Genomic DNA, 20,822 nt, shown 5'->3' with positions numbered 1-20,822 from the left:
ATCACTAAGAGGTATATAAAGTAGGAGGAGAAACGGTGAACAACAAAGACGAAATGCTGCGGCCGGGTCGTAATGAAGAGCGTAAACATAGGGGCGCAACCATTTACCGGTTGCCATATGCGGAGACGGAACAAGCAGAGAAAAAAAAGAAAACATTCCGTTTTACGTTTCCGCGGCTGCGCTGGATAAAGAAGACAAGAAATCTGATAGTTGCTGTCGTCTTGGGCGTTACAGTACTCGGTGTCGGTGCCTGGGCAGGGAGTGAGTGGTTCGGAGCGCCGAAGGTTACGGGACAGACAGTCGTACAGGAAATCCGCGATTTATCCTATCTAACAACAGCGGAAGCGGTGATGATGACTACATTGGAGGGAGAAGACGCTTACCGGATTTATAACATCGAGCTACCGGGAACAAAACGATTCTTTCACATTGATGTACCAGCAAAAGTTCTTGTTGGTATTGATTTAAAAAAAGTATCCCCGTCTGATATCGCGATTGATAAACAAAGCAAGCAGATTACAATTACATTGCCTCGCGCTGATTTTCTACAGGAACCGAACATCGATATTGATAAGGTAAAAGTATTCTCCGATGAGGAAATCTTCCGTAAGGGCATGACGCCTGAGGAACAGCGAGAATTCTTAACCAAGGCACGCGAACAGCTTCGTCAGGAAGCGAAGGAAAGTGGCATTCTGCAGACAGCGGAAGATCGTGCTGTGCGAGTGCTTCAGCAGATATACAAACCGGTCGGATATAGCGTCAATGTGGCCTTTAAATAAATTGTTACAAAATGTTAACAAAGCTGTTCCTGCAAGAGAGGGAATGGCTTTTCTGCAATTGTTATATTGTGGAAACTGTTCAAAGCTTGAAATTAGGAGTACAAATCAGAAATAATAGAGGTAATGAATACGGATAAAGAGAGGTGACAGGATGGATATATTGAATGGGATGCTTCAAACGCCTAATAATGATTTGTTTTCATTAGGTCTTGATCCGTTTGAGTTTATGATTTATGTATTCTTGCTGCAAATTGTCCAGCGCAGCGAAGGCGGATTCGTTCCTTCTATTCGCAAAATCGCTTCAATGTGCAATATGAACAAAAACACCGTAGAGAAGAAGATAAAGAGCCTAGAGGAAAAAGAGCTTATTAGGATACACAAATATCAGAACAAGAATAAGTATGAAATACTTCCGCTGAAGCACCTGGGACGCGGTAAGTCCCCCAGTTATTCGGTAGCAAGGTAAGCGTGATTGGAGGTTTTCATCCGTAATGTTCAAAGAAGAGGCAGGAATATTTCCGCCTCTTCTTTTTGCGCTGGCTTAAAGGAGGGGTGACAGTAGACGGGCGACTGATTCAAGAATACGGTGATGCCAGGGCCTGCACTTGTATTCTTTCAATGTAAGTTCCTTGCTGTCCATAAGGTCGTTAATGAAGTCATCTTCCAGCTTATAGACAGAATTGCTGTTGTAGATAATGGCATTCACCTCGAAGTTGTGCTGAAAGCTGCGGATATCCATGTTCGCCGTGCCAATGGAAGCCACTACACCATCGACCAGCAGAATTTTGGCGTGCACGAATCCGGGCTGGTATAAATAGAAGCGTACCCCCGCTTCAAGCAGCTCCTGAAAGTAGGAGCGAGACGCCCAGAACACCGTTTGATGGTCCGGTCGGCTTGGAAGCAGAATACGTACATCCAATCCGCTTAGTGCAGCGGTTTTCAGCGCCATGCTAATCGAGTCGTCTGGAACGAAATAAGGTGATGTGATATAAATCTTCTCCTGTGCCGTAGCGATGATGGAGAAGTACATCTGCCAGATGGATTCCCAGTCGGAGTCCGGTCCGCTGGAAGCAATTTGTATTAGTTCTTCGCCGGGTTCTTCGATTAATGACGGATAATAAGAATCTCCCTCGATATTCTCATCTGTAACGAAGAACCAATCTTTTAGAAAAATATTTTGCAGTAAGTACACGGATTCGCCTTCAAGCCGCACATGGGAATCACGCCAAAATCCATATCTTGTGTCTTTGCCCAGATATTCGTCTCCAATATTTAATCCGCCTACGAACCCAATTTTTCCGTCGATAATTACGATTTTCCTGTGATTGCGATAATTAAGCTTATTGTTTAGAAACGGAAGGATAACAGGGAAGAATGTAACGACTTCAACACCTGCTTTCTTTAGTTCGGCAATATATCGCTTATCAAGCCGTACGCTGCCCACCCCATCATAAATGACCCGTACTTTAACTCCTTCACGGGCTTTATCGATGAGTACTTGTTTGAACTGTTGCCCGGTTGTATCATGGCGAATAATATAAAACTGGAAATGAATATGGTGCTTTGCCTCCGACATGTCCTGGATCATCTGACGAAACGTCTCATCGCCATTCGTGAGAATCTTACTGCGGTTCCGTAGGGTGAAGGGTGACTGGGATACGTTTACCATTAAGTTCAGTAATCTTCTCTTGGAAGCGAGGTGAGGGTATTGCCAGAAATCGTTTTCATCAAGCATGCCGGAAGGGGCTGTTTCCAGTTTCTTTAGCACTTCTGCATTGCTGATGAATTTATGGCGAAACAGTTTGCGTTTACGTACATTTCGTCCTAATAGCATGTAGAAAATGAATCCGACGATCGGAAGAAAATTAAGAATAATAAGCCACGCTACTGTCCGGGATGGGTTCCGGTTTTCAAGTACAATAAGAAATGCGATAAGAAAGACGGACAGCGAGAATAAAAAAGTAAGATACGGTTCAATTGTCCGCCAGAAGGAAGCGGCGCTTTCATTCGGAGCAGTAACAAACGAAACCGCCGATGGGATCGACCCGTCAAATAACATCCATGTCATCGTACACCAACCTTACGTATGATATCATAAAGTAAAATTTCCATATAGCTATCATATTATTATATCCCGTACTATAAAAATAGGCCCATGTTCAATTAGAGTCATACTAAGATTCTTATTATATGCATTTTATAAGTGCTTTTGTAAATGTTACATGTGATGTAGAAGGAGTGGTGTAGGTGCTACAACGATATTTAACAGTGCGACCAGAAGGGGAAACGGAGATAGAAATTAACCGCTCACGTTTTATTAGCTACGTCAAACGAGTCGAGACGCAGGAGGAAGCGGTCGCTTTCATACAGGAAATCAAAAAGAAGCACTGGGATGCTACTCATAATTGTTCTGCTTATATCGTAGGTGAAAACGATCAATTCCAGAAGATGGACGATGATGGAGAGCCGAGCGGTACGGCAGGCAAACCCATTCTTGAAGTGATTAAGAAAAAAGGATTGAAAGATACCGCTATTGTAGTTACACGTTACTTTGGGGGTATTAAGCTTGGGGCCGGAGGGCTGATTCGGGCGTATGGCAAGTCAGCCAGTGCAGGTGTGCGTGCCGCAGGTGTAGTCGAGAGGATTCTAACGCGTGAGCATCATTTTTCATTCGATTATACATTTCTGGGGAAAGTGGAAAATGAGCTGAATGCTCAGGGATATCAGATTGTTGGTATTCAATATTTGGACAAGGTTACAGTTACAGTTGGCGAAGAAGAGGGGCTGGAAGAGCCTTTAAAACAATTGATGACTAATCTGACGAGTGGACAGGCAGAATGGACAGGAGGAGATCTGGTTTATATTGAGCGTGAACAGGAGACGGGGATAGACGAGGACGAATAGAAGTGAACAAAAAGACATAAACTTTATTTGCCAGCTATTGTCTGACTTTGGTAAAATAAAAGGTGTTTTGGAATTATAACTTCAGCTTTATATGGGAGGAGTTGAGGGGATATGTTAATGAACATTCTTATGTTTGTGTTCACTATCTTTGTTGCATGGGGTCTTCGAAACGTAGCAAAGCAGAAGAACAAGTTTGCGATGGCCTTCACAGGTGTCGCGCTGTTAGTTTGCATATTCGCTGACGTTTTAATTGTAGCGACTGGATTTGCTGTTCCTTAGGAGTTAAACGAACTGGAGATGTGAATGCCAAAAAAAGGGTTGGACAATAGGACGACCCTTTTTTGATGGAGAAGAAAGTAGACGTGACTGTGAAATAGGAAAGCCACACCTGTTTTCTTCCGAATCGTATCACTTGAAAAACTCGCGAGGCGTATGCCAAACGCTGCTTCTGTCCCGTAGAGTGAGTGGAGCGGCAATGCCTGCGAGTTTTTCTTATATGTATAAATTCATCATGTAAAAGGAGACATGCATTTATGAAGTACGTTGCATTTTTGCCTATTATTGATCAGGAGAAGAACACACAGCACCGCCCTGCCCATCTGGCTTATATCAATAAACTGTATCATGCGGGTAAAATTATGGCTGCAGGTCCGTTTACGGATGGAAAAGGCGGAATGGTTATCTATATTGCAGATACATATGAAGAAGCGCTGGATCTGGCACAGAACGATCCGGTAGTAGTTGAAGGTGCCCGTACTCTTGAATTGCGTGAATGGGGTGCGCTTACCTTGCCGCTTGAGTTATAATGGAATCGGCGCGTATATAAGCGCCTGAATCCGATAGTGGGGAGGCAATATACAATATGGAAGTCATCAAAATCTCACCCCGCGGCTATTGCTACGGTGTCGTGGATGCTATGGTGCTGGCGCAGAAGACAGCGCAGAACTTCGAGTTTCCCCGGCCCATTTATATTCTCGGTATGATTGTGCATAACAGTCATGTGGTAAAGGCATTTGAGGAGCAGGGCATCATTACGCTGGATGGTCCGAATCGTATGGATATGCTTGAGAAAATAGAAGAGGGTACGGTGATTTTCACTGCACACGGCGTATCGCCGGAGGTAAAGGAAAGAGCACGGGCCAAGGGTTTAACCGTTGTAGATGCTACATGTCCTGATGTGACGAAAACGCATGATTTGATTCGGGAGAGCGTTGCCCGAGGATATCATATTATTTATATTGGTAAGAAGGGTCATCCAGAGCCTGAGGGAGCAATAGGGGTAGCACCGGCCCATGTGCACCTCATTGAGTCTGAGGATGATGTGGATCGATTGGATTTGCCTCACGATAAGCTCATCGTGACAAATCAGACGACCATGAGCCAATGGGACATTAAACATATCATGAATAAAGTTATTCGCAAGTATCCGCGCTGTGAAGTGCATAACGAGATTTGCATGGCGACTCAGGTGCGTCAGGAAGCAGTAGCAGAGCAGGCAGGAGAGGCGGATCTGCTTCTGGTTGTAGGCGATCCGCGTAGCAATAACTCCAACCGCCTCGCGCAGGTGGCCGAGGAAATTGCAGGAGTGCCAGCCTATCGCATTGGTGATTTAAGCGAGTTGAATATAGAGTGGCTCAAAAACCGAAGGAAGGTCGCGGTAACGTCTGGAGCGTCTACGCCGACGCCGTTAACAAAAGAAGTCATTAGATTCCTCGAACAATATGATCCAGCAAAGCCAGACACATGGGATAAGAAACGCACAGTAAATCCGCAGAAGATTCTGCCGGCGTATAAAGCATAAGAAAAGGTGAATATAACACAGAGGCTGTCTCCAAAATTCTGCTTTGGGGCAGCCTCTTCTATTTTTTTAAGGAAGGGAGAATAAAGCATGGTAAAGCCATTCTGGGGAATGCTGGCGGATGCGTATGGAGTTTTACGGATGTGTACGTTTTTTGGCGGGTTAACTTTGCTTGGGCTGGTTCCTCAGGCACTTGTTACATGGTTCATGAAACGAAAATTTGCTGTATTACAATAATTTTCAAAAAATAGCTTGCTGTATTACGACAGAATGTGTTATGATACAGATAACAAAAAACGGATTAGGAGTGAAATTGTTGTGATACAGAAGCATGCCGGTCGCCAATATCGTCTGGCTCGGGAAAAAAAACCATTCATGGTAGAAGAGATGGATCGTTTATTTTTCGCTTGTCGCTATGAAGGTTCAAATGAAGGATTTGTTATCGAGAAGGACGCGTTTCACCGCCAGGTACAGCGAGGACGTATCGTAGCCAGCCCGTTTGAGTCTGCGCTCGCCATTTAATGGCGAGCTTTTTTGTGTTGTACACCCTGCTTTTTCAGCATGCATACACTGTTCAAAAAGGTGATATGGATGCTGAAAAAGAAGCTGTTCAGGTTTGGAGCGGGGAATTGGCGTAAGCCGAGGGATCCATGTGGCGGAGTGCGGCAAGGCCATGTGAGTGTTTCGGAAGACTTTCTGGCCATTCAGCAGCTTGCTGATAGAGGAGCGAAGCCATGGCGTTTGAATCCGGTGGAGACGGCCCGAAAGGTTGGGATAGAGGAACTTGGCTTTGATGTTGCTGATGTTTTTCGCTTCGAAAGCTATCGTCTTGATTACGACTCCGGTTTGAATCGTGCGCAGGTCAAAGCTCAACATGGTTCCTGTTTGTTTCTCATTGAGCTGTACCAGCCTGTTCGCAGGGGAACAACCGGTATTTGGGCTGTGGAGAGCGTTACGCTGTTGAATGAATGAATGGTAAAGCGTTCCTTTTAGAATGGAAAAGGAACGCTTTTTCGTTTAATTTTAGTGTGATTATACATAAAAAGAGATATACTCGGGATATTGGAAGGAGAGGAGCGGAGCTATGGAGTTGTATGTGAATGAAAAAGTAGTACTTCGTGAGGTAGAGATGAGGGATGCGCCGATGTTATATGCGTTAATTAACGGCAATCGTGAGCATTTGCGCCGATTTCTGGGATGGATTGATGCAAACCGGAGCGTTACCGATGTGGAAACATTTATTACAGTCAGCATACAACGCAGACTTATAAACAATGGCACAGACTATACATTATGGTATGACGGGAAGATTGTTGGTATTGTTGGCCTGCATTATCTTGATTGGGTCAACCACCGTACGAGTATTGGATATTGGATGATAGAACAGGCACAGGGAAAGGGCATAATGACAGCTGCGGTAAGCCGGTTAATTGATTATATATTTGAAGAATTGGGGCTGAACCGGGTGGAAATCCAGTGTGCAGTAGAAAATGAAAAGAGCCGCGCCATACCGGAGCGGCTCGGGTTTACACAGGAAGGACAAATTCGCCAGGGAGAATGGCTGTATGACCATTATGTGAACCATATCGTATATGGCCTGTTGAAGAATGAGTGGCGGCAGAGCTAGGCACCGCAGCATCCTCCACCGGAAGCGCAGGAGGGTCCGATTTCTTCAAGTCGGCCGATTGGAAATGCTTTTTCCTCATCTGATGAACGGAAGTGACCCCATGCCATAATTCCGTTAAAATACCGTACGAAGAATGGTTCATCGTAGCCGACGACACCGTATTCCTGTCCGCTCATGAAATCATCCAGCTTTAGCAGGTATGAGCGGGCCATGAAGAATTTGGATTCCAGCACCGATGCCTCAGAGATGTAACCGGCCTGGTATTTTTTCATGCTTTCGCCACGTAGCCGCTGCATTTCGGCCTGTAGTTCTTCTTTTGACATATCGCTGTATCGCATCATAAATTGCATGCCTTCTTTCTACAAAAATATGAGCTTGAAAGAAAAAGGGAGTTTACCCTATCTTCTTCATGCGTGATTCTTTGCATATATACATCTGATTTGATAAATCGACACATGTTTGTGATGGGAGATAAGAAAAGCAGGAGGGGCGGTGGGCGGGAACTGCCGGAGCGCAGGGCGCATCCACCTTTTTCTTTTTTCCGAATCTCCTCCTTCCAACCACGCTACCGTGTCAAAATATCAAGTGTCATTTATATAGTATAGCATATCGATTGCATATCATAATTTGAACTCCAAGGCGGAATCAGCTCATAATGAAAAAGAAGGCAGATGGAGGGATGGCAGATGGATGAAGCAAACAGCAAGAAAGGGAAGTTACCTGATATTGACAGTCTGGTGTACAGCTTTACGGAATTTTTGACAGGGAAAGCGGATGAAGAAAGAGTCGAGATGATAAAAGTATGGGCGTTGTATAATCATATGCTGAAAACGATGCCGCCGCTTGTGCAGCACTGGACGAGCGAACATCCGGAAGAGAAGACACAGCTTCGTGAATTGTTTGAACAAGTAAAGCGATGGAACACAGAAAAGAAACAAAAAGAGGAAACGGAATAAGCAAAGGCACAGACGAATATGAACGTCTGTGCCTCTTTTTTATGGATAAGCAAAGTAGATGTTGCTGTAAAAGAAGAAAATAGCATCTACTTTCTTTCAAGCGGATCACTCGAAAAATTTGCTTGGCACCAGCCAAGTTCTTTATCCCTGTGGAGTGTGTGAAAACGTCGGCGAATTTCTCTTATTGTACTTTTCCTGAGTATGGGAACTGTGCCGTGTATCCGCTGAATTGCTGGTATGTCTGGGTAAGCTTCTGTTGGTCTTCCGCCTCCAGTGTATACCAGCCCTCCTGGAACATTAGATTGTAAATGTCACGTGCGCATTGATGCGTCTCGGTCAGACACGTTAGCACATCCCGGTGCAAGGCGTCATGGCTGGCTTCACGCGTTGCGATATTAAACCCGTCAGTTAAATATTTCTCTGTTGCCAAAACGTCAGTCAGGCGATCACGATCGGTCATTTGCGGAGTTTGTTGGGCCTGATTTTGAGCGGGAGAAGTCGGATTCGAGATTTTATTGTTTGGCATGATGCTTCCTCCTTATTGGGCCGACGTACTGCCGGGTATAGTATTCATTGCAGAAGTATTATCGTTTTGGCAGTGTTGAAGCAGGGTATTGTAATGGCGTTGGTGCATTTGTCCGGCGCGGTCGATGATTTGTTTTACTTTCGGATCGGTACATTCCTGAGCATAGTGACTGCATTTCTTCATCGCTACGAGCAGCCAGCTCATTTGATCTTTTACATAATACGTATCTTTGACTGTTATGACGGTAGGTGGTGTCATCATTGCGGGCTGCTGTGATTGAGCTTGCCCGGCCATTTGTTGTTGCATGCGAAAATCTCCCTTCAATTATAGATTGGTACGTGTATATTTTGCACAAAAAAAGCCGGCGCATTCAGGCGCCGGTCATAGCTAATTTACCAATATGAATATGAATTTTATGCAATTCGATGTTAAGGTGCTGTATATACGAATTGTACACACGATGTCTTATTTCTTGTGCCACATATGGCAAAGACGTTCCGCGTTTCACGTTAAGGTAGACTTCCAATGAGACGGAAGGCAGATCATTTAACGTTACACTGATTTTAGTTATGTTCTCTACCTCCGGCATATCGTTGCAGCTTAGCATGACCAGCTTGCGTAGTACATGCTCCGTCACGTGCATTCTTCCTCCCCCGAAATCAGGCTGAACGATGGTTGTTTCGCCGATAATTTCTTTTTTGGAAGAAAAGATTTTCTTCCCTTGTGCAATGAGGCGGCGGAAGAAATCCTGTTCAACCTGAATATATGGGATCGGGATAACATGCTTACCGGATGTACGCCGGGTATAAAGTGCGGCCTTGATTTCGCTTGAGGAGCGAATGTCTTCAATTGAGATATACGTAGTAATCGGCGCGATTTCCAAGGCATCCGCAATGCGGTTGACCATCTTTTGCGACGTGCCGAGCAGAAGAATTCGCTCGATGCTAAAATCACGAATTGCCTGTTTTATCTCTGCCGCATGATCTTCGTAGAAGAAGATAGCCCGCTTGACGGCCTGCACTGTAGTGCGTTCATACTTTGCAGATGTGCCCGCTACTTTGCGCCCATTATAAATAAGCAGACCATCATCAATGATTGCATTAATTTTATACTTATGCGCCAGTTCAAGCGCGTTTGTGCTCTTCCCTGTGCCACTGGGGCCATACAGTGCAAAAACGTCCATATCCTGTCTCCTTTGCCGGATTCGAAGCGACGGTTAAGAGGTGGAAAGCGATTGTTTTCCCATTTCTTCCGAACGGGCGACCGCTTGTTTAATGCAGGCGAGTATAGCATCCTGAAACCCGTGCTCTTCAAGCACCGCGATACCAGCTGCGGTCGTTCCTCCCGGGCTTGTTACCTGCTTACGCAGTGCAGATGGTTCTTCACCACGATCGCGAAGCATGTGGGCCGCGCCAATAATCGTCTGTAGAATCAGACGGCGAGCCGTATCTCCTTCAAGCCCAATCTCTCGTGCTGCTTGTTCCATTGCTTCTACCAAATAGTATACATAAGCTGGCCCACTCCCGGAAAGTCCTGTTACGGCATGCAGTGCTTCTTCTTTTACTGTCTCCACAATACCGATAGCTTTAAAAATTTGCAGAGCAACTTCCATATCCGCGTCTGTCGCATATGCGCCTGGAGCAAGCGCTGTTGCCGAAAGCCCAACCGCAGCCGATGTATTCGGCATGGTGCGAATAACGGCGGCCGAGTGACCAAGCAGGTTTGTGATATAGTCTGTAGATGTACCGGCCAGAACGGAAATAAACAACTGGCGGGAAGAAGTCATCGACCGTATGCCGATAATTGCTTCTTCGATGTCTTTCGGCTTTACCGCTAATATGATAATGTCTGCTTTAGATATGGCCTCTTCCTTTGCTGGTGTGACGATACCGTAGTGTTTGGCAAGCTCTTGAGCCCGAGAACCGCTGCGACTCACGGCGTAAATCTGTTCGGCAGGAAGTAATTTTTTATCCACGAGACCGGAGATCATGGCTTCTGCCATCGAACCCGCACCAAGAAAGCAAATTGTTTTATTCTGCAGGATGGACATATATTTTCTCCCCTTTATCGAATTTGCCCTGTACCGTAAATAACATACTTGAAAGAAGTCAGAGCCGGCAGACCCATCGGTCCGCGTGCATGAAGCTTCTGTGTGCTAATGCCGATTTCAGCACCAAATCCGAATTCAAAACCGTCCGTAAAACGGGTCGATGCATTATGATATACCGCCGCAGAATCGACGCGTTTCTGGAAATTACGTGCATTTTCCTCCGAGTCGGTCACAATCGCCTCGGAATGTTTTGTGCTGTAGCGGTTGATGTGATCGATGGCATCGTCTGTCGAATCAACTATAGCTACCGCCATCGTATAACCGAGATACTCATTGCCCCAGTCTTCTTCTGTCGCCTCTGCAATGCTAATATCTTCAGCGAGCTTGCGGGTGCGTTCACAGCCCCGCAGTTCTACATTCTTTTCCTTAAGTGCTGTGAGCAGGGTGACTAGATGCTCTCTAGCCCAGGACTCATGTACAAGCAATGTTTCGGCTGCATTACATACTGCTGGCCGGTGTGTTTTTGCATTTACAACAATATCGCGGGCCATATCTGGTTTAGCTGACTCATCTACATACACGTGGCAGTTGCCTGCGCCGGTTTCAAGAACCGGAACGGAAGCGTTCTCGACTACAGAGCGGATGAGTCCGGCTCCGCCGCGCGGAATCAGCACATCGAGATAATCATTCATTTTCAGCATTTTGTTAACTTCTTCACGCGTACCTTCTTCCAACAGCTGTACGGCTTCCTCCGGTACTTTTGTATGCGTTAATGCTTCACGCAGGATTTTTACAAGCATTTGATTGGAAGAGAGGGCGGAAGAGCTTCCCCGTAACAAAACGGTGTTGCCTGCTTTTAGGCAAAGTCCGGTCGCATCTACTGTTACGTTCGGGCGTGCCTCATAAATCATGCCGATAACACCGAGCGGAACGCGAACCTTGGTAATATGAAGTCCGTTCGGGCGATCCCAGGCTTCGAGAACCTCACCAATCGGATCTTCAAGTTCAACGACCTGGCGGAGTCCTTCGGCCATATCGTGAATGCGGGCTTCTGACAGAGCCAAGCGGTCAATTAAAGCATCTGTTACATTTGCTTGTTTCGCAGCTTCAATGTCTTTAGCATTCGCTTCAAGAATGCATGATATATTGTTTTCCAGTGCATCGGCCATTGTCAAAAGGGCCTTGTTTTTTTCCTCGGTCGTGAGGGTCAACATCTGTGCTGCCGCTTGTTTAGCTAACTTTGCTTTCTCTAATAAGGTCATTGCATAATCTCCTCCTTGTGGTCCTGTTTGTTTATTTCTTCAATATTTAGCGTTACCCAGTTGTCCCGATGCACCGCTTCGACGCGATGGATTCCCAGTTTTTCGCGACAAAATGCGGTGGATTCTCCTTTTGCTTGCTCCAATTGCGCTGAAGAGTAGTTAACTTCTCCTTTGCCCAGCAGGCGGCCTGTTGTATCCGTCACTTCAACTACTTGACCTGCCATAAATTCACCGGCTACATTCGTAATTCCGGATGGAAGCAGGCTTTTACCCTCATGCAGGAGGGCGTGTGCTGCACCTGCGTCAACTTCGATGCGCCCGTCGCTTTCGGCGTGGAAGGCAATCCATTGCTTGTGGGCTTTGAGCGGGGCTTTCATCTGATTGCGGAAGTATGTTCCTGCGCCTTTGCCATTGAGAGTATCAAGCAATTTGTCGGCCCCTGTACCCGTGCCGATAAAGACGTCAATGCCGAGTGAGAGCGCGAACTTGGCAGCATTAATTTTAGAGCGCATGCCTCCGGTTCCGACCTGGCTGCCAGCACCGCCGGCAAGTGCCTCAATGTCCGGTGTAATGTCTTCAATTAGCGTGAATTTCTTGGCATGCGGATTGGAGCGCGGGTCTGCATCGTACAATCCGTCCGTGTCGGTAAGAATAATTAAATCGTCAGCACGTACAAATCCGGCTACAAGTGCGGAAAGCATATCATTGTCGCCGAACGTAAGCTCATCAACTGCCACGCAGTCGTTTTCATTAACAATGGGCAGTACGCCACGTTTTAGCAGTTCGTTAAGTGTGCGATGAGCATTGTGGTATCGATTTCGCTTGGAGAAATCGTCCCGTGTTAACAGAATCTGCGCACCGGTCAAGTCGTACGTTCGCAGTTCATCATTGTAAGCCTGAATGAGGAGACCCTGGCCGACTGCAGCAGCTGATTGCTTCCCTTCAAGTGTAACGGGCCGGGATGGATAACCGAGTGATGTAAAACCAGCCGCCACGGCGCCGGATGATACGAGAATGACCTCGTGTCCGGCTTCACGCAACGCGGCCAGTGCAGATACATGTTCTCCCAGTTTGTCTCGGGACAACCCTCCGGTCGGATTTGTCAGCGAACTGCTACCGATTTTCACTACTATCCGATGTTTTTTTTTCGTATCCATAAATCCAATCTCCGCCTCTCTGCCTTTCCTTGTTTTCCAAAAAATAAAAAAGCCTTCCGTCCCTATAAAAAGGACGAAAGGCTTAGCTTCCGCGGTACCACCTTCATTGGCGATGCGCAGATTTTGCACATGCCCGCTTGCCTCGTTGATAACAGGGAGAGGGACCCTGGCCAGGTCATCCCTGGCACTCCGGGGTGGGTTCCGGCAAACCACGCGGCAAATCTCGCAGCGAGATGATTTGCTCTCTGAACGCAGGCTGCTACCGTACTATTCCCCATCAACATGTTCTGTTGCTATCACGACGTTAATTTCACTTTATTATGAAGAACCTTTACACAATTGTCAAGGAGACTGCAAAAAATTGCAGATTGTATATTTTGCCTATTCCTGCACAACCTACTAGAGATTCTCTATATGAAGCGGGTGATAGGAATGGGAGAATTTAAAAAGCCAAAACGAGCAAAAAACTTGCATGAAATAGAACGGGAAAAGGGGCAGGAACAAGAGCAGCCGGATGAAGACGTACTGAAAAACAGGCCGCTTGAAAAAATCGGAATCGACCCGATAACTTCTGTTAATGTAGAGCGCTTAAAAGTGATATTTAAAGATGTCGATGTATTCGTTCCCCATCTTCTTACGTTTCCGAACGCCAGGGAAGATGATGCCGCACAGGTTCCGGAAGGTGTGGTGCTTTTTCTTGATGATTTAGTGAATGAGACGGTTGTTGATCTACATATCATTCGCCCTTTGTTAAAAATGGGACCCGAATCTTTCTTTGAGCATGTCGAAGATCAAGTGATTACCGCAAAGAAAATAATACCGGTCGATAATTTGAAAACGGCGGTTGAAATGATTACCGCAGGCTGCACTGTTGTTCATGTGGAACATATGACTCAGGCGCTTGCTGTAGTGACACCGGGATATCCCACGCGCTCTGTATCGGAGCCGGAAGCCGAGCCGCTGGTGCGTGGTCCGCGCGAAGGCTTTACAGAAACTTTGCAGGGAAATACAGCGTTGATTCGCAAACGTCTACGTACTCCGGAGTTAAAGTCTGAAATGATAAAAATTGGACAGCGCAGCCAGACGATGGTCTGTTTTATGTATATGCGCGAACTGGTAACGGAAGACGTATTGGATGCTGTACGTCAACGGCTACAAAGAGTAAATGTTGATATTTTGCTGGAGAGCGCACAGCTGGAAGAGTTGATTGAAGATAGCGTGTATTCGCCTTTTCCACAAATTTTGTCAACAGAACGGCCTGATAAAGTAGCTTCTGCTCTTGCGGAAGGGAGAGTTGCTATCATTATCGATGGGACGCCGTTTGTGCTTATCGTTCCATCCGTATTTTATGACTTTATGCAGGCGAGTGAAGATTTTTATCAACGCTTCTACTTTTCTACAGCCATTCGTATTTTACGTATGATGACTTTTCTTATCGCGTTGCTCGGCCCTTCTTTCTATATTGCGATAACGACGTTCCATCAGGAACTGATACCGACCCCGCTGTTGCTAACGGTTATTTCGGCACGGGCCGGTGTCCCGTTTCCCGCTCTCATTGAAGCGCTGATTATGGAAATCTCGTTTGAAGTATTACGTGAGGCAGGGGTGCGCCTGCCTCGTCCAGTAGGTTCTGCGGTCAGTATCGTTGGTGCGCTTGTCGTCGGTCAGGCTGTGGTTGAGGCCGGAATTATTTCGCAGTCGATGGTCATTGTCGTGGCATTTACAGGCATTGCTTCGTTTACCGTTCCATCCTTCAATATGTCTATGTCTACGCGGTTGCTTCGTTTTCCAATGATGCTTATTGCTGCGGGATTCGGATTGTTTGGCATTGCGATTGCGCTGGTTGCGCTCGGTATCCATATGTGTAGCATGCGAACGTTCGGTGTGCCGTATATGTCACCGATTGCTCCGATGCATGGACGCACATGGGGAAGTGAAATTTTCGTGCTGCCATATCCGATGCGCAAATGGCGGCAGGAATATCTTCAAAAGAAAGATTTGAAACGTTCGGCTGTGCCAGCCAATCCGCCACAGCAGCAAGGAGGAGACCGATGATGCAGAAAAGATGGAAGCCGCTTTTGTTGGTCGCCCTTCTTTTATTGCCTCTTCTACAAGGCTGTGGTACAGCGGAGGGGGGCATCGCGGTCCGGGAATTAAATCAGCTGAATGTAGTCATGTTGACTGGCGTAGATTATGACCCAAAACATAAGAAGTTTATTATCACCATCCAATCCGTAAAGCCGTCACGGGAGAAGGGGGCTGCGGTAAAGCCTGAATCCGTTTATACTGCACGTGCGACCGGGGATACGATTATGGAGGCTTCCAAAAATCTGCGTGCTCAAACCTCTGGTAAGCTGGTTTGGTTTTATAGCAGAGTGATTATCTTCGGAGAAACGTTGGTAAAACAGCATGTGATGCGTGAAGTCATCGATTTTTTCGCGCGTAACCGTGAGATCCGGTATTCAAGCTGGGTACTCATATCAAAAGGTGCTGCAGAAGATATCGTAACAGCACAGCCCAATAGCGAAGTCATGATGGGCTACGAGCTGGTTGGCATTATTAATAACCAGGGCGAATGGGGGAGAACGGTTGTCGTATCGCAGCGAGACTTAATTAATAATTATGCGAACCCATATATAGGTTTCGTTACTGGGCAGGTTAAAAAAATAAAGGGCAAAGACAAAAAAGATAAAATCATCATTGAGGATGCAGTCGTGCTTAATTCCTTTAATCCACGTGATCCTATATACAATAATGTGCTGGATAAGAAAGATGTTCGTGCGCTCAGGATGTTCCAGAAGTTTTCAAAGCAAGAGCCTGAGTTCGTCTATTCCGTTCTTCTGGACAAAAAATCGGAACGAAAATTCGACACGGCCGTTCAAATAAAGATAGACAACCGCAAAATAAAATCAGTAATCGAAAATGGACGTCCGAAAATTATGATCGATTTATTTGTACAGGGAACGATTTTGGAATCAGGGGCACATGTCGATATTGGAAAGGAGAACACGGTTATAGAGCTGGAAAGAAGAATCCAGAATAAAATCGTTGGAGATATGAAAAAGTTACTTGCCAAAATGCAAAAGGAAAAAGTTGATATTTTCGAGTTCAGCTCCATTATTCATCGTCAGCATAAAAAGTATTGGCGTGAACATAAACAGCATTGGCGAGAGATATACCCAAACATTCCGGTGCATATTTCGATTCATTGGACGAATTTGCGTTCAGGTATGATTAATCAGGCGAAAGCGGGTGAGGCACGATGATCCTTACCCTTACTTTAATCTTGTTTTTGGTTTATGTCGGGATAAGAATTTGGATATTCGGTCGACAGAAGGAATGGAGAGAGCTTGTTGTTTTCACGGCCATAAGCGGGCTGGCCTGCTATTTTCTGTTTGTATCGAACATTTTGCGGAAGTCCGGAGTTCTGCTGCATGGATTGCAGCAGATTACCGGTCCGTTCGCCCGTATGATGATTGCTACGATTTTTGGCGTTGAATTATAGGGGGATAGTATATATGTATGAAAAGGGACGAATTTCTGTAGGCCAGCTTTTTATTATTATGCTTATTTATCTGACAGCCACATCGAGCAATACGAATTTTGATTTTATTTATGGGGCACAGGATGGAGGGTTTTCCAATCTATTTGCCATTCTCCCTGGTTTGTTTACCCTCTATCTCTTTTTGAAGCTGCAGGAACGTCATCCCCGTAAAATTTTGTTCGAATATGCGGAGGACATTCTTGGAAAATGGCCGGGGAAATTCGTTAGTTTGCTCTATATTTGGTTCACCCTTGAAGTGGCAGTCATGTCTGCCAGACAATTTGCCGAGTTTATTGTCTCGGTACTGACTCCAGAACTGTCAGAACAAATATATATTATCGGGGTAGTGCTTGTAGCGGCTTATGCGGTATACCGTGGAATGGAAGCTATCGTCAGATTTGCCCAGATTGCCTTTCCATTCTATTTATTCCTGCTGATATTTGTAAATATTCTGCTTGTTGGACAGTTCAAACTGTATAATGTTTTGCCCTTCTGGGATCGTCCGACTGGAGAGATTTTGTTCGCATCCTACCTTCAGTATGTATTTCCTTTAGGAGAACTGATTTTTTTTCTTGGTTTTTTTCCCTATTTAAAAAAGGAAAAAGGAAAAGCATGGCTTCCATACCTTGCTGTTGTGTTGGGCGGGGTATATCTGACCTATCGGGTCATCGTATCGATCGGTGTATTGGGGCAAGGAACGGCAGCGGCTTCCAGCTATCCGTATATTGAAGCGATTCGCTTCGTGAAAATCGGAGAATTCGTGGAGCGAGTTGATATTTTATTCCTTGGCATTTACATTATGGTTGTTTTGCTGGAGTTTATTGTCATGTTTTATGTGTTGACACACGGGGTTGCCCATTTGACCGGCATAAAGAGTGTAAGTCCGCTTGTGCTTCCACTGTGTTTCTTGACTGTGGGGCTGGCAAAAGGAGTAATTAAAAGCAGCCTAGACTTTAATATGTATATCACCCAAATTCGTACGATAACCTCTCCTATTTTTACTTTGCTGCTTCCTTTATTATTGCTGATAGTCAGCCGCATTCGGTTCGGCAAGATACAGGATAGCCCATCAAATAGCGCAGCTAACAACACAGGGGAGCTTGCCGACGGGAAGGCGACGAATTAATTTCGTCGCCTTTTTGTTTTGTGTACAGTACAATAGACGTTGGATCGGGATAGGTGAACTATCCATCTATTCTTTTTATGTGGGGCGTGGAAAATGGCAAGATATGTGTCGGCGAATTACCGATTTTTCATTCTTATTCTGGTAGTTATTATTGCTGGGCTTAGTCAGGGGCTGCTGCTTCCGCTGTTAGCCATTATTTTAGAAAAAGCGGGAGTGTCGTCTGGTGCGAACGGGCTGAACGCTGCTGCTTTATATATCGGCACTTTCCTTACAATGCTGGTGATTGAAAAACCGGTGCAGAAGCTTGGGTATAAGCGGGTCATTACAATTGGTGTTGTACTGGTAACTGTGGCAACGGTACTATTTCCTTTGTGGCAGAATCTCGCATTCTGGTTTGTATTACGCATGCTTGTCGGAATGGGGGACAGCGCTCTTCACTATGCGTCTCAACTATGGATTACGTCAAGCAGTCCGGCCGGAAAGCGGGGACGGCATATCGCTATTTATGGTATGTCCTATGCCATCGGATTTAGCGTTGGGCCATTAGGAATCAAGCTTTTGCCATACGGAATGTGGGTTCCATTTGTGACTGTCAGCATTTTGTTCGCTTTGGCGTTTTTCCTGCTTTTGAGATTACCGCATGAATATCCTGTGCAGGAAGAGAAGAGTCCTTCTGCGAAGAGACGGTATGTGGGAGCGGCACAAATCGCATGGTTTGCTCTTATTCCTTCATTCCTGTACGGGTATATGGAAGCATCCATAAATAGCAACTTTCCAGTATATGGTTTGCGCATGGGCATAAGTGAGGGCTGGGTGTCATTCTTGCTGCCTGCTATTGGCATCGGAAGCCTGATTCTCCAGTTGCCGCTTGGGATGTGGAGCGATCGCATCGGACGTAAGCCGGTGTTAATGTTATCCGGATTTTTAGGCGCTTTGACTTTTCTGGTCGTTCCGTTGTTCGGGGCCCATGTATGGGGTGTATTTGTAGCATTCATTATCGCAGGAGGACTGGTGGGATCCTTTTATTCACTTGGCTTGGCATATATTGCTGATCTTGTGCCTAAAGCATCTCTGCCGGCAGCTAATATTATTGCTTCCATTAATTTCAGTGTAGGAAGCATTGTCGGCCCGAATCTTGGAGGTCTTGGAATTCAATATGTTGCTCCGGGAAGCATGTTTTATTTTCTTGGAGGCATGTTTCTATTATTTACGATTTGCGGATTCTTCTTCCAGCGAGCGAAACAGCAGGAAGAATCCTCGTTAATTCATTTTACAAATTAATGTTTTTTCCTTAAAATAAAAAGGATAGAGAGCAGTCGGAAAGGGGAAAAAATTGTGATTATCCAGGTTAAAGATTTGCATAAATACTATGGTTCACTAGAGGTATTAAAAGGTATTGACTGTGTTATTAATGAGAAAGAAGTTGTCAGCGTTATCGGCCCTTCCGGTTCGGGAAAAAGTACGTTTTTGCGCTGTATGAATGGCCTGGAAGAATTAACAAGCGGACAAATCATTATTAATGGACATGATTTATCCAATCCGAAAATCAACATCAATCAGGTGCGCACGGAAGTGGGCATGGTATTTCAGCGCTTCAACCTGTTCCCGCATAAGACTGTAGTGGAGAATGTTATGCTGGCTCCATTGAAAGTATTGAAAGAAAACCCGGCACAGGCGCATGAAAAAGCATTGCGTTTGTTAGAAAAGGTAGGGTTGCGCGATAAGGCGGATGTATATCCTGAAAAGTTATCTGGCGGTCAGATGCAACGTGTGGCTATCGCACGTGCCTTGGCGATGAATCCGAAAATTATGCTGTTTGATGAGCCAACGTCTGCGCTCGACCCGGAATTGGTCGGTGAAGTGCTTGCTGTCATGAAAGAACTGGCGCAGGAAGGAATGACAATGGTAGTCGTTACACATGAGATGGGATTTGCCCGAGATGTATGTGATCGTGTTATCTTTATGGATCAGGGCATTATTATGGAAGAAGGAAAGCCGGAAGATATGTTCACGAATCCGAAGAATGAGCGGACGCGCGAGTTCCTGCGTAAAGTAATTGATATTCCGGAAGAAGTCCGCTAGTAACATATAGGCAGAGGAGAATAGTGTGAAACATACAGGATTTATTCAGGGATTTGTTCATCAATATGAAGACCCTGTGCAGTATAGATTGAAGCTTGATGAAGAAGCGATTCCGGTTAATGAATGGATCGGGAGGATAGTACGTATTGCTAAGCTTGGACGTATAGAGTGTGTTCATTGTGGACGAAGCATCAAGAAAACGTACAACAGTGGGTATTGTTATCCTTGTTTTACCCGATTGCCTGAGAATGATTTGTGCATTGTTAAACCGCATGAATGTCATTATCATTTGGGAACATGTCGTGATCCCGAATGGGGTGAGGCATATTGCATGATTCCGCACTATGTGTATCTTGCGCTTAGCAGCGGGATTAAGGTGGGATTGACACGGAAAAACAACGAAAAAAAGCGCTGGGTTGATCAAGGCGCAGTGCGAGCTATTCCAATTGCTGAGGTTCCGACGCGAAAAATCGCGGGAGAGCTTGAAGTGTATTTAACACAATATGTGGCTGACAAAACGGATTGGCGTAAAATGCTCAAAGGTGAGGTAGAGCTAGTGGATTTACTCGAATTACGCGAGGAGATTTACGGGTACTTCCCTGAGGAGTATAAGCAGTATATTCTCAGAGAGGATGAGTGGATGGAATTTGTGTATCCTTCCCTGGAGCGTATACAAAAGGTGAAAGCGTACAATCTGGACAAGCAGCCTATAGTTGAGGATCGGCTGCTTGGAATTAAGGGACAATACTTTATCTTTGAAAACGGCGTACTTAATATACGCAAGTATTGCGGCTATCAAGTCGAAATTAGCGAATGAAATGAGAAACAAATAAATAAAGTGAACAGGTATTCGTTTGTGGTGTCGATCATACTTTCGGGAAATAAGAAATGCGGCGGTACAATACGCATAGTATTATGCTGGGATGTGTTACGCCTGCCTTCTTTTTCGAAGGGGGCGTTATTTTTTTCCGAACCTCCTCCTTCCAACCACGTTACCCTGTTAAAATATCA

At 45.5% G+C, this 20,822-nt stretch carries 26 protein-coding genes; 18 read left to right on the top strand and 8 right to left on the bottom strand.

The genetic code is table 11. The features are described 5' to 3' along the window. The first annotated feature begins 35 nt into the window (after positions 1-35). Together HMPREF0083_RS19700 and HMPREF0083_RS19695 are read left to right on the top strand one after the other, a co-directional pair. The gene (locus tag HMPREF0083_RS19700) at positions 36-779 is read left to right on the top strand and encodes a DUF4230 domain-containing protein (protein WP_021623467.1); all 744 of its coding nucleotides are present in this window, start codon (positions 36-38) and stop codon (positions 777-779) included. Between the two features lie 151 nt (positions 780-930). Beyond that, positions 931-1,245, top strand: coding sequence for a helix-turn-helix domain-containing protein (locus tag HMPREF0083_RS19695; RefSeq protein ID WP_021623465.1), 315 nt, complete (start codon positions 931-933; stop codon positions 1,243-1,245). A 75-nt stretch (positions 1,246-1,320) separates the two neighbouring features. Here HMPREF0083_RS19695 and cls read toward each other — a convergent pair whose 3' ends face one another. Further along, positions 1,321-2,847, bottom strand: a complete 1,527-nt coding sequence (gene cls, locus HMPREF0083_RS19690) for a cardiolipin synthase (RefSeq protein WP_021623464.1) — start codon at positions 2,845-2,847, stop codon at positions 1,321-1,323. A gap of 179 nt (positions 2,848-3,026) precedes the next feature. Here cls and HMPREF0083_RS19685 point away from each other — a divergent pair, with 179 nt between their 5' ends. The 8 genes from HMPREF0083_RS19685 (at position 3,027) to HMPREF0083_RS19660 (ending at position 7,108) form a co-directional block, all read left to right on the top strand. Then, positions 3,027-3,683: a YigZ family protein gene (locus HMPREF0083_RS19685; RefSeq protein ID WP_040303974.1), complete on the top strand. Its 657-nt coding sequence runs from the start codon at positions 3,027-3,029 to the stop codon at positions 3,681-3,683. Between the two features lie 117 nt (positions 3,684-3,800). Further along, positions 3,801-3,962 (top strand): DUF2759 domain-containing protein, encoded by a 162-nt coding sequence (locus HMPREF0083_RS28280; RefSeq protein ID WP_240961311.1) that lies wholly within the window; start codon positions 3,801-3,803, stop codon positions 3,960-3,962. Positions 3,963-4,216: 254 nt separating this feature from the next. Next, the gene (locus HMPREF0083_RS19680) at positions 4,217-4,489 is read left to right on the top strand and encodes a YciI family protein (RefSeq protein WP_021623461.1); all 273 of its coding nucleotides are present in this window, start codon (positions 4,217-4,219) and stop codon (positions 4,487-4,489) included. A 56-nt stretch (positions 4,490-4,545) separates the two neighbouring features. Then, positions 4,546-5,484, top strand: coding sequence for a 4-hydroxy-3-methylbut-2-enyl diphosphate reductase (locus HMPREF0083_RS19675; protein WP_021623460.1), 939 nt, complete (start codon positions 4,546-4,548; stop codon positions 5,482-5,484). 87 nt (positions 5,485-5,571) lie between these two features. Further along, positions 5,572-5,718, top strand: coding sequence for a hypothetical protein (locus HMPREF0083_RS28275; protein WP_021623459.1), 147 nt, complete (start codon positions 5,572-5,574; stop codon positions 5,716-5,718). 81 nt (positions 5,719-5,799) lie between these two features. After that, positions 5,800-6,003, top strand: a complete 204-nt coding sequence (locus HMPREF0083_RS19670; RefSeq protein WP_040303972.1) for a hypothetical protein — start codon at positions 5,800-5,802, stop codon at positions 6,001-6,003. 69 nt (positions 6,004-6,072) lie between these two features. Continuing rightward, the gene (locus HMPREF0083_RS19665) at positions 6,073-6,453 is read left to right on the top strand and encodes a hypothetical protein (protein WP_051354732.1); all 381 of its coding nucleotides are present in this window, start codon (positions 6,073-6,075) and stop codon (positions 6,451-6,453) included. Positions 6,454-6,565: 112 nt separating this feature from the next. After that, a complete protein-coding gene (locus HMPREF0083_RS19660) occupies positions 6,566-7,108 on the top strand; it encodes a GNAT family N-acetyltransferase (RefSeq protein WP_021623455.1) in 543 nt (180 codons plus the stop codon). Here the strand turns inward: HMPREF0083_RS19660 and HMPREF0083_RS19655 are convergent. Continuing rightward, positions 7,105-7,449, bottom strand: coding sequence for a DUF1811 family protein (locus HMPREF0083_RS19655; RefSeq protein WP_051354731.1), 345 nt, complete (start codon positions 7,447-7,449; stop codon positions 7,105-7,107). The two genes, HMPREF0083_RS19660 and HMPREF0083_RS19655, sit on opposite strands and share 4 nt — an antisense overlap. Positions 7,450-7,794: 345 nt before the next feature. On the opposite strand from HMPREF0083_RS19655, the gene HMPREF0083_RS19650 reads away from it, so the two are divergent. After that, on the top strand, positions 7,795-8,064 hold the full coding sequence (locus HMPREF0083_RS19650) for a DUF2573 family protein (protein WP_040303970.1): 270 nt from the start codon (positions 7,795-7,797) through the stop codon (positions 8,062-8,064). A gap of 181 nt (positions 8,065-8,245) precedes the next feature. On the opposite strand, the gene HMPREF0083_RS19645 is transcribed toward HMPREF0083_RS19650, so the two are convergent. The 6 genes from HMPREF0083_RS19645 to proB all read right to left on the bottom strand — a co-directional run bounded on the left by HMPREF0083_RS19645 (position 8,246) and on the right by proB (position 13,059). Continuing rightward, positions 8,246-8,590 carry a spore coat protein gene (locus HMPREF0083_RS19645; protein WP_021623450.1) on the bottom strand — a complete coding sequence of 115 codons (345 nt, stop codon included), beginning with the start codon at positions 8,588-8,590 and terminating at the stop codon, positions 8,246-8,248. Between the two features lie 12 nt (positions 8,591-8,602). After that, positions 8,603-8,896: a hypothetical protein gene (locus tag HMPREF0083_RS19640; protein ID WP_021623449.1), complete on the bottom strand. Its 294-nt coding sequence runs from the start codon at positions 8,894-8,896 to the stop codon at positions 8,603-8,605. A 64-nt stretch (positions 8,897-8,960) separates the two neighbouring features. Next, complete coding sequence (locus HMPREF0083_RS19635) at positions 8,961-9,773, bottom strand: Asp23/Gls24 family envelope stress response protein (RefSeq protein WP_021623448.1); 813 nt, start codon at positions 9,771-9,773, stop codon at positions 8,961-8,963. A 33-nt stretch (positions 9,774-9,806) separates the two neighbouring features. Continuing rightward, a complete protein-coding gene (gene proC, locus HMPREF0083_RS19630) occupies positions 9,807-10,634 on the bottom strand; it encodes a pyrroline-5-carboxylate reductase (RefSeq protein ID WP_370950878.1) in 828 nt (275 codons plus the stop codon). 20 nt (positions 10,635-10,654) lie between these two features. Beyond that, complete coding sequence (locus tag HMPREF0083_RS19625) at positions 10,655-11,902, bottom strand: glutamate-5-semialdehyde dehydrogenase (protein ID WP_021623446.1); 1,248 nt, start codon at positions 11,900-11,902, stop codon at positions 10,655-10,657. After that, a complete protein-coding gene (proB, locus tag HMPREF0083_RS19620) occupies positions 11,899-13,059 on the bottom strand; it encodes a glutamate 5-kinase (RefSeq protein ID WP_040304001.1) in 1,161 nt (386 codons plus the stop codon). Before proB ends, HMPREF0083_RS19625 begins: the two co-directional genes overlap by 4 nt. A gap of 432 nt (positions 13,060-13,491) precedes the next feature. Here proB and HMPREF0083_RS19615 point away from each other — a divergent pair, with 432 nt between their 5' ends. From HMPREF0083_RS19615 to HMPREF0083_RS19585, 7 genes are all read left to right on the top strand, one after another. Continuing rightward, positions 13,492-15,114, top strand: a complete 1,623-nt coding sequence (locus HMPREF0083_RS19615; RefSeq protein ID WP_167331589.1) for a spore germination protein — start codon at positions 13,492-13,494, stop codon at positions 15,112-15,114. Beyond that, positions 15,111-16,325 (top strand): Ger(x)C family spore germination protein, encoded by a 1,215-nt coding sequence (locus HMPREF0083_RS19610; RefSeq protein WP_021623443.1) that lies wholly within the window; start codon positions 15,111-15,113, stop codon positions 16,323-16,325. The genes HMPREF0083_RS19615 and HMPREF0083_RS19610 overlap by 4 nt, the downstream gene beginning before the upstream one ends. Next, positions 16,322-16,564 (top strand): hypothetical protein, encoded by a 243-nt coding sequence (locus tag HMPREF0083_RS19605; RefSeq protein WP_021623442.1) that lies wholly within the window; start codon positions 16,322-16,324, stop codon positions 16,562-16,564. The genes HMPREF0083_RS19610 and HMPREF0083_RS19605 overlap by 4 nt, the downstream gene beginning before the upstream one ends. Before the next feature lie 13 nt (positions 16,565-16,577). Then, positions 16,578-17,729: a GerAB/ArcD/ProY family transporter gene (locus HMPREF0083_RS19600; RefSeq protein ID WP_021623441.1), complete on the top strand. Its 1,152-nt coding sequence runs from the start codon at positions 16,578-16,580 to the stop codon at positions 17,727-17,729. Between the two features lie 93 nt (positions 17,730-17,822). Continuing rightward, the gene (locus HMPREF0083_RS19595) at positions 17,823-19,010 is read left to right on the top strand and encodes an MFS transporter (RefSeq protein WP_021623440.1); all 1,188 of its coding nucleotides are present in this window, start codon (positions 17,823-17,825) and stop codon (positions 19,008-19,010) included. A 54-nt stretch (positions 19,011-19,064) separates the two neighbouring features. Next, a complete protein-coding gene (locus HMPREF0083_RS19590; RefSeq protein WP_021623439.1) occupies positions 19,065-19,811 on the top strand; it encodes an amino acid ABC transporter ATP-binding protein in 747 nt (248 codons plus the stop codon). 25 nt (positions 19,812-19,836) lie between these two features. Beyond that, positions 19,837-20,628, top strand: coding sequence for a DUF2797 domain-containing protein (locus HMPREF0083_RS19585; protein WP_021623438.1), 792 nt, complete (start codon positions 19,837-19,839; stop codon positions 20,626-20,628). Positions 20,629-20,822: the final 194 nt, after the last annotated feature.

The organism is Aneurinibacillus aneurinilyticus ATCC 12856 (assembly GCF_000466385.1).
Lineage (GTDB): Bacteria > Bacillota > Bacilli > Aneurinibacillales > Aneurinibacillaceae > Aneurinibacillus > Aneurinibacillus aneurinilyticus.
The sequence above is the reverse complement of the archived record's forward strand: the minus strand, read 5'-3'. Positions and strand labels throughout refer to the sequence as shown.

Bases quoted from the DNA above. Each gene is read 5' to 3' on its own strand.
- HMPREF0083_RS19695 (WP_021623465.1), top strand. From the start codon at position 931: ATGGATATATTGAATGGGATGCTTCAAACGCCTAATAATGATTTGTTT.
- cls (WP_021623464.1), bottom strand. From the start codon at position 2,847: ATGACATGGATGTTATTTGACGGGTCGATCCCATCGGCGGTTTCGTTT.
- HMPREF0083_RS28280 (WP_240961311.1), top strand. From the start codon at position 3,801: ATGAACATTCTTATGTTTGTGTTCACTATCTTTGTTGCATGGGGTCTT.
- HMPREF0083_RS19680 (WP_021623461.1), top strand. From the start codon at position 4,217: ATGAAGTACGTTGCATTTTTGCCTATTATTGATCAGGAGAAGAACACA.
- HMPREF0083_RS19675 (WP_021623460.1), top strand. From the start codon at position 4,546: ATGGAAGTCATCAAAATCTCACCCCGCGGCTATTGCTACGGTGTCGTG.
- HMPREF0083_RS28275 (WP_021623459.1), top strand. From the start codon at position 5,572: ATGGTAAAGCCATTCTGGGGAATGCTGGCGGATGCGTATGGAGTTTTA.
- HMPREF0083_RS19665 (WP_051354732.1), top strand. From the start codon at position 6,073: ATGCTGAAAAAGAAGCTGTTCAGGTTTGGAGCGGGGAATTGGCGTAAG.
- HMPREF0083_RS19660 (WP_021623455.1), top strand. From the start codon at position 6,566: ATGGAGTTGTATGTGAATGAAAAAGTAGTACTTCGTGAGGTAGAGATG.
- HMPREF0083_RS19655 (WP_051354731.1), bottom strand. From the start codon at position 7,449: ATGATGCGATACAGCGATATGTCAAAAGAAGAACTACAGGCCGAAATG.
- HMPREF0083_RS19650 (WP_040303970.1), top strand. From the start codon at position 7,795: ATGGATGAAGCAAACAGCAAGAAAGGGAAGTTACCTGATATTGACAGT.
- HMPREF0083_RS19645 (WP_021623450.1), bottom strand. From the start codon at position 8,590: ATGCCAAACAATAAAATCTCGAATCCGACTTCTCCCGCTCAAAATCAG.
- HMPREF0083_RS19640 (WP_021623449.1), bottom strand. From the start codon at position 8,896: ATGCAACAACAAATGGCCGGGCAAGCTCAATCACAGCAGCCCGCAATG.
- HMPREF0083_RS19635 (WP_021623448.1), bottom strand. From the start codon at position 9,773: ATGGACGTTTTTGCACTGTATGGCCCCAGTGGCACAGGGAAGAGCACA.
- HMPREF0083_RS19625 (WP_021623446.1), bottom strand. From the start codon at position 11,902: ATGACCTTATTAGAGAAAGCAAAGTTAGCTAAACAAGCGGCAGCACAG.
- proB (WP_040304001.1), bottom strand. From the start codon at position 13,059: ATGGATACGAAAAAAAAACATCGGATAGTAGTGAAAATCGGTAGCAGT.
- HMPREF0083_RS19615 (WP_167331589.1), top strand. From the start codon at position 13,492: ATGGGAGAATTTAAAAAGCCAAAACGAGCAAAAAACTTGCATGAAATA.
- HMPREF0083_RS19610 (WP_021623443.1), top strand. From the start codon at position 15,111: ATGATGCAGAAAAGATGGAAGCCGCTTTTGTTGGTCGCCCTTCTTTTA.
- HMPREF0083_RS19605 (WP_021623442.1), top strand. From the start codon at position 16,322: ATGATCCTTACCCTTACTTTAATCTTGTTTTTGGTTTATGTCGGGATA.
- HMPREF0083_RS19600 (WP_021623441.1), top strand. From the start codon at position 16,578: ATGTATGAAAAGGGACGAATTTCTGTAGGCCAGCTTTTTATTATTATG.
- HMPREF0083_RS19595 (WP_021623440.1), top strand. From the start codon at position 17,823: ATGGCAAGATATGTGTCGGCGAATTACCGATTTTTCATTCTTATTCTG.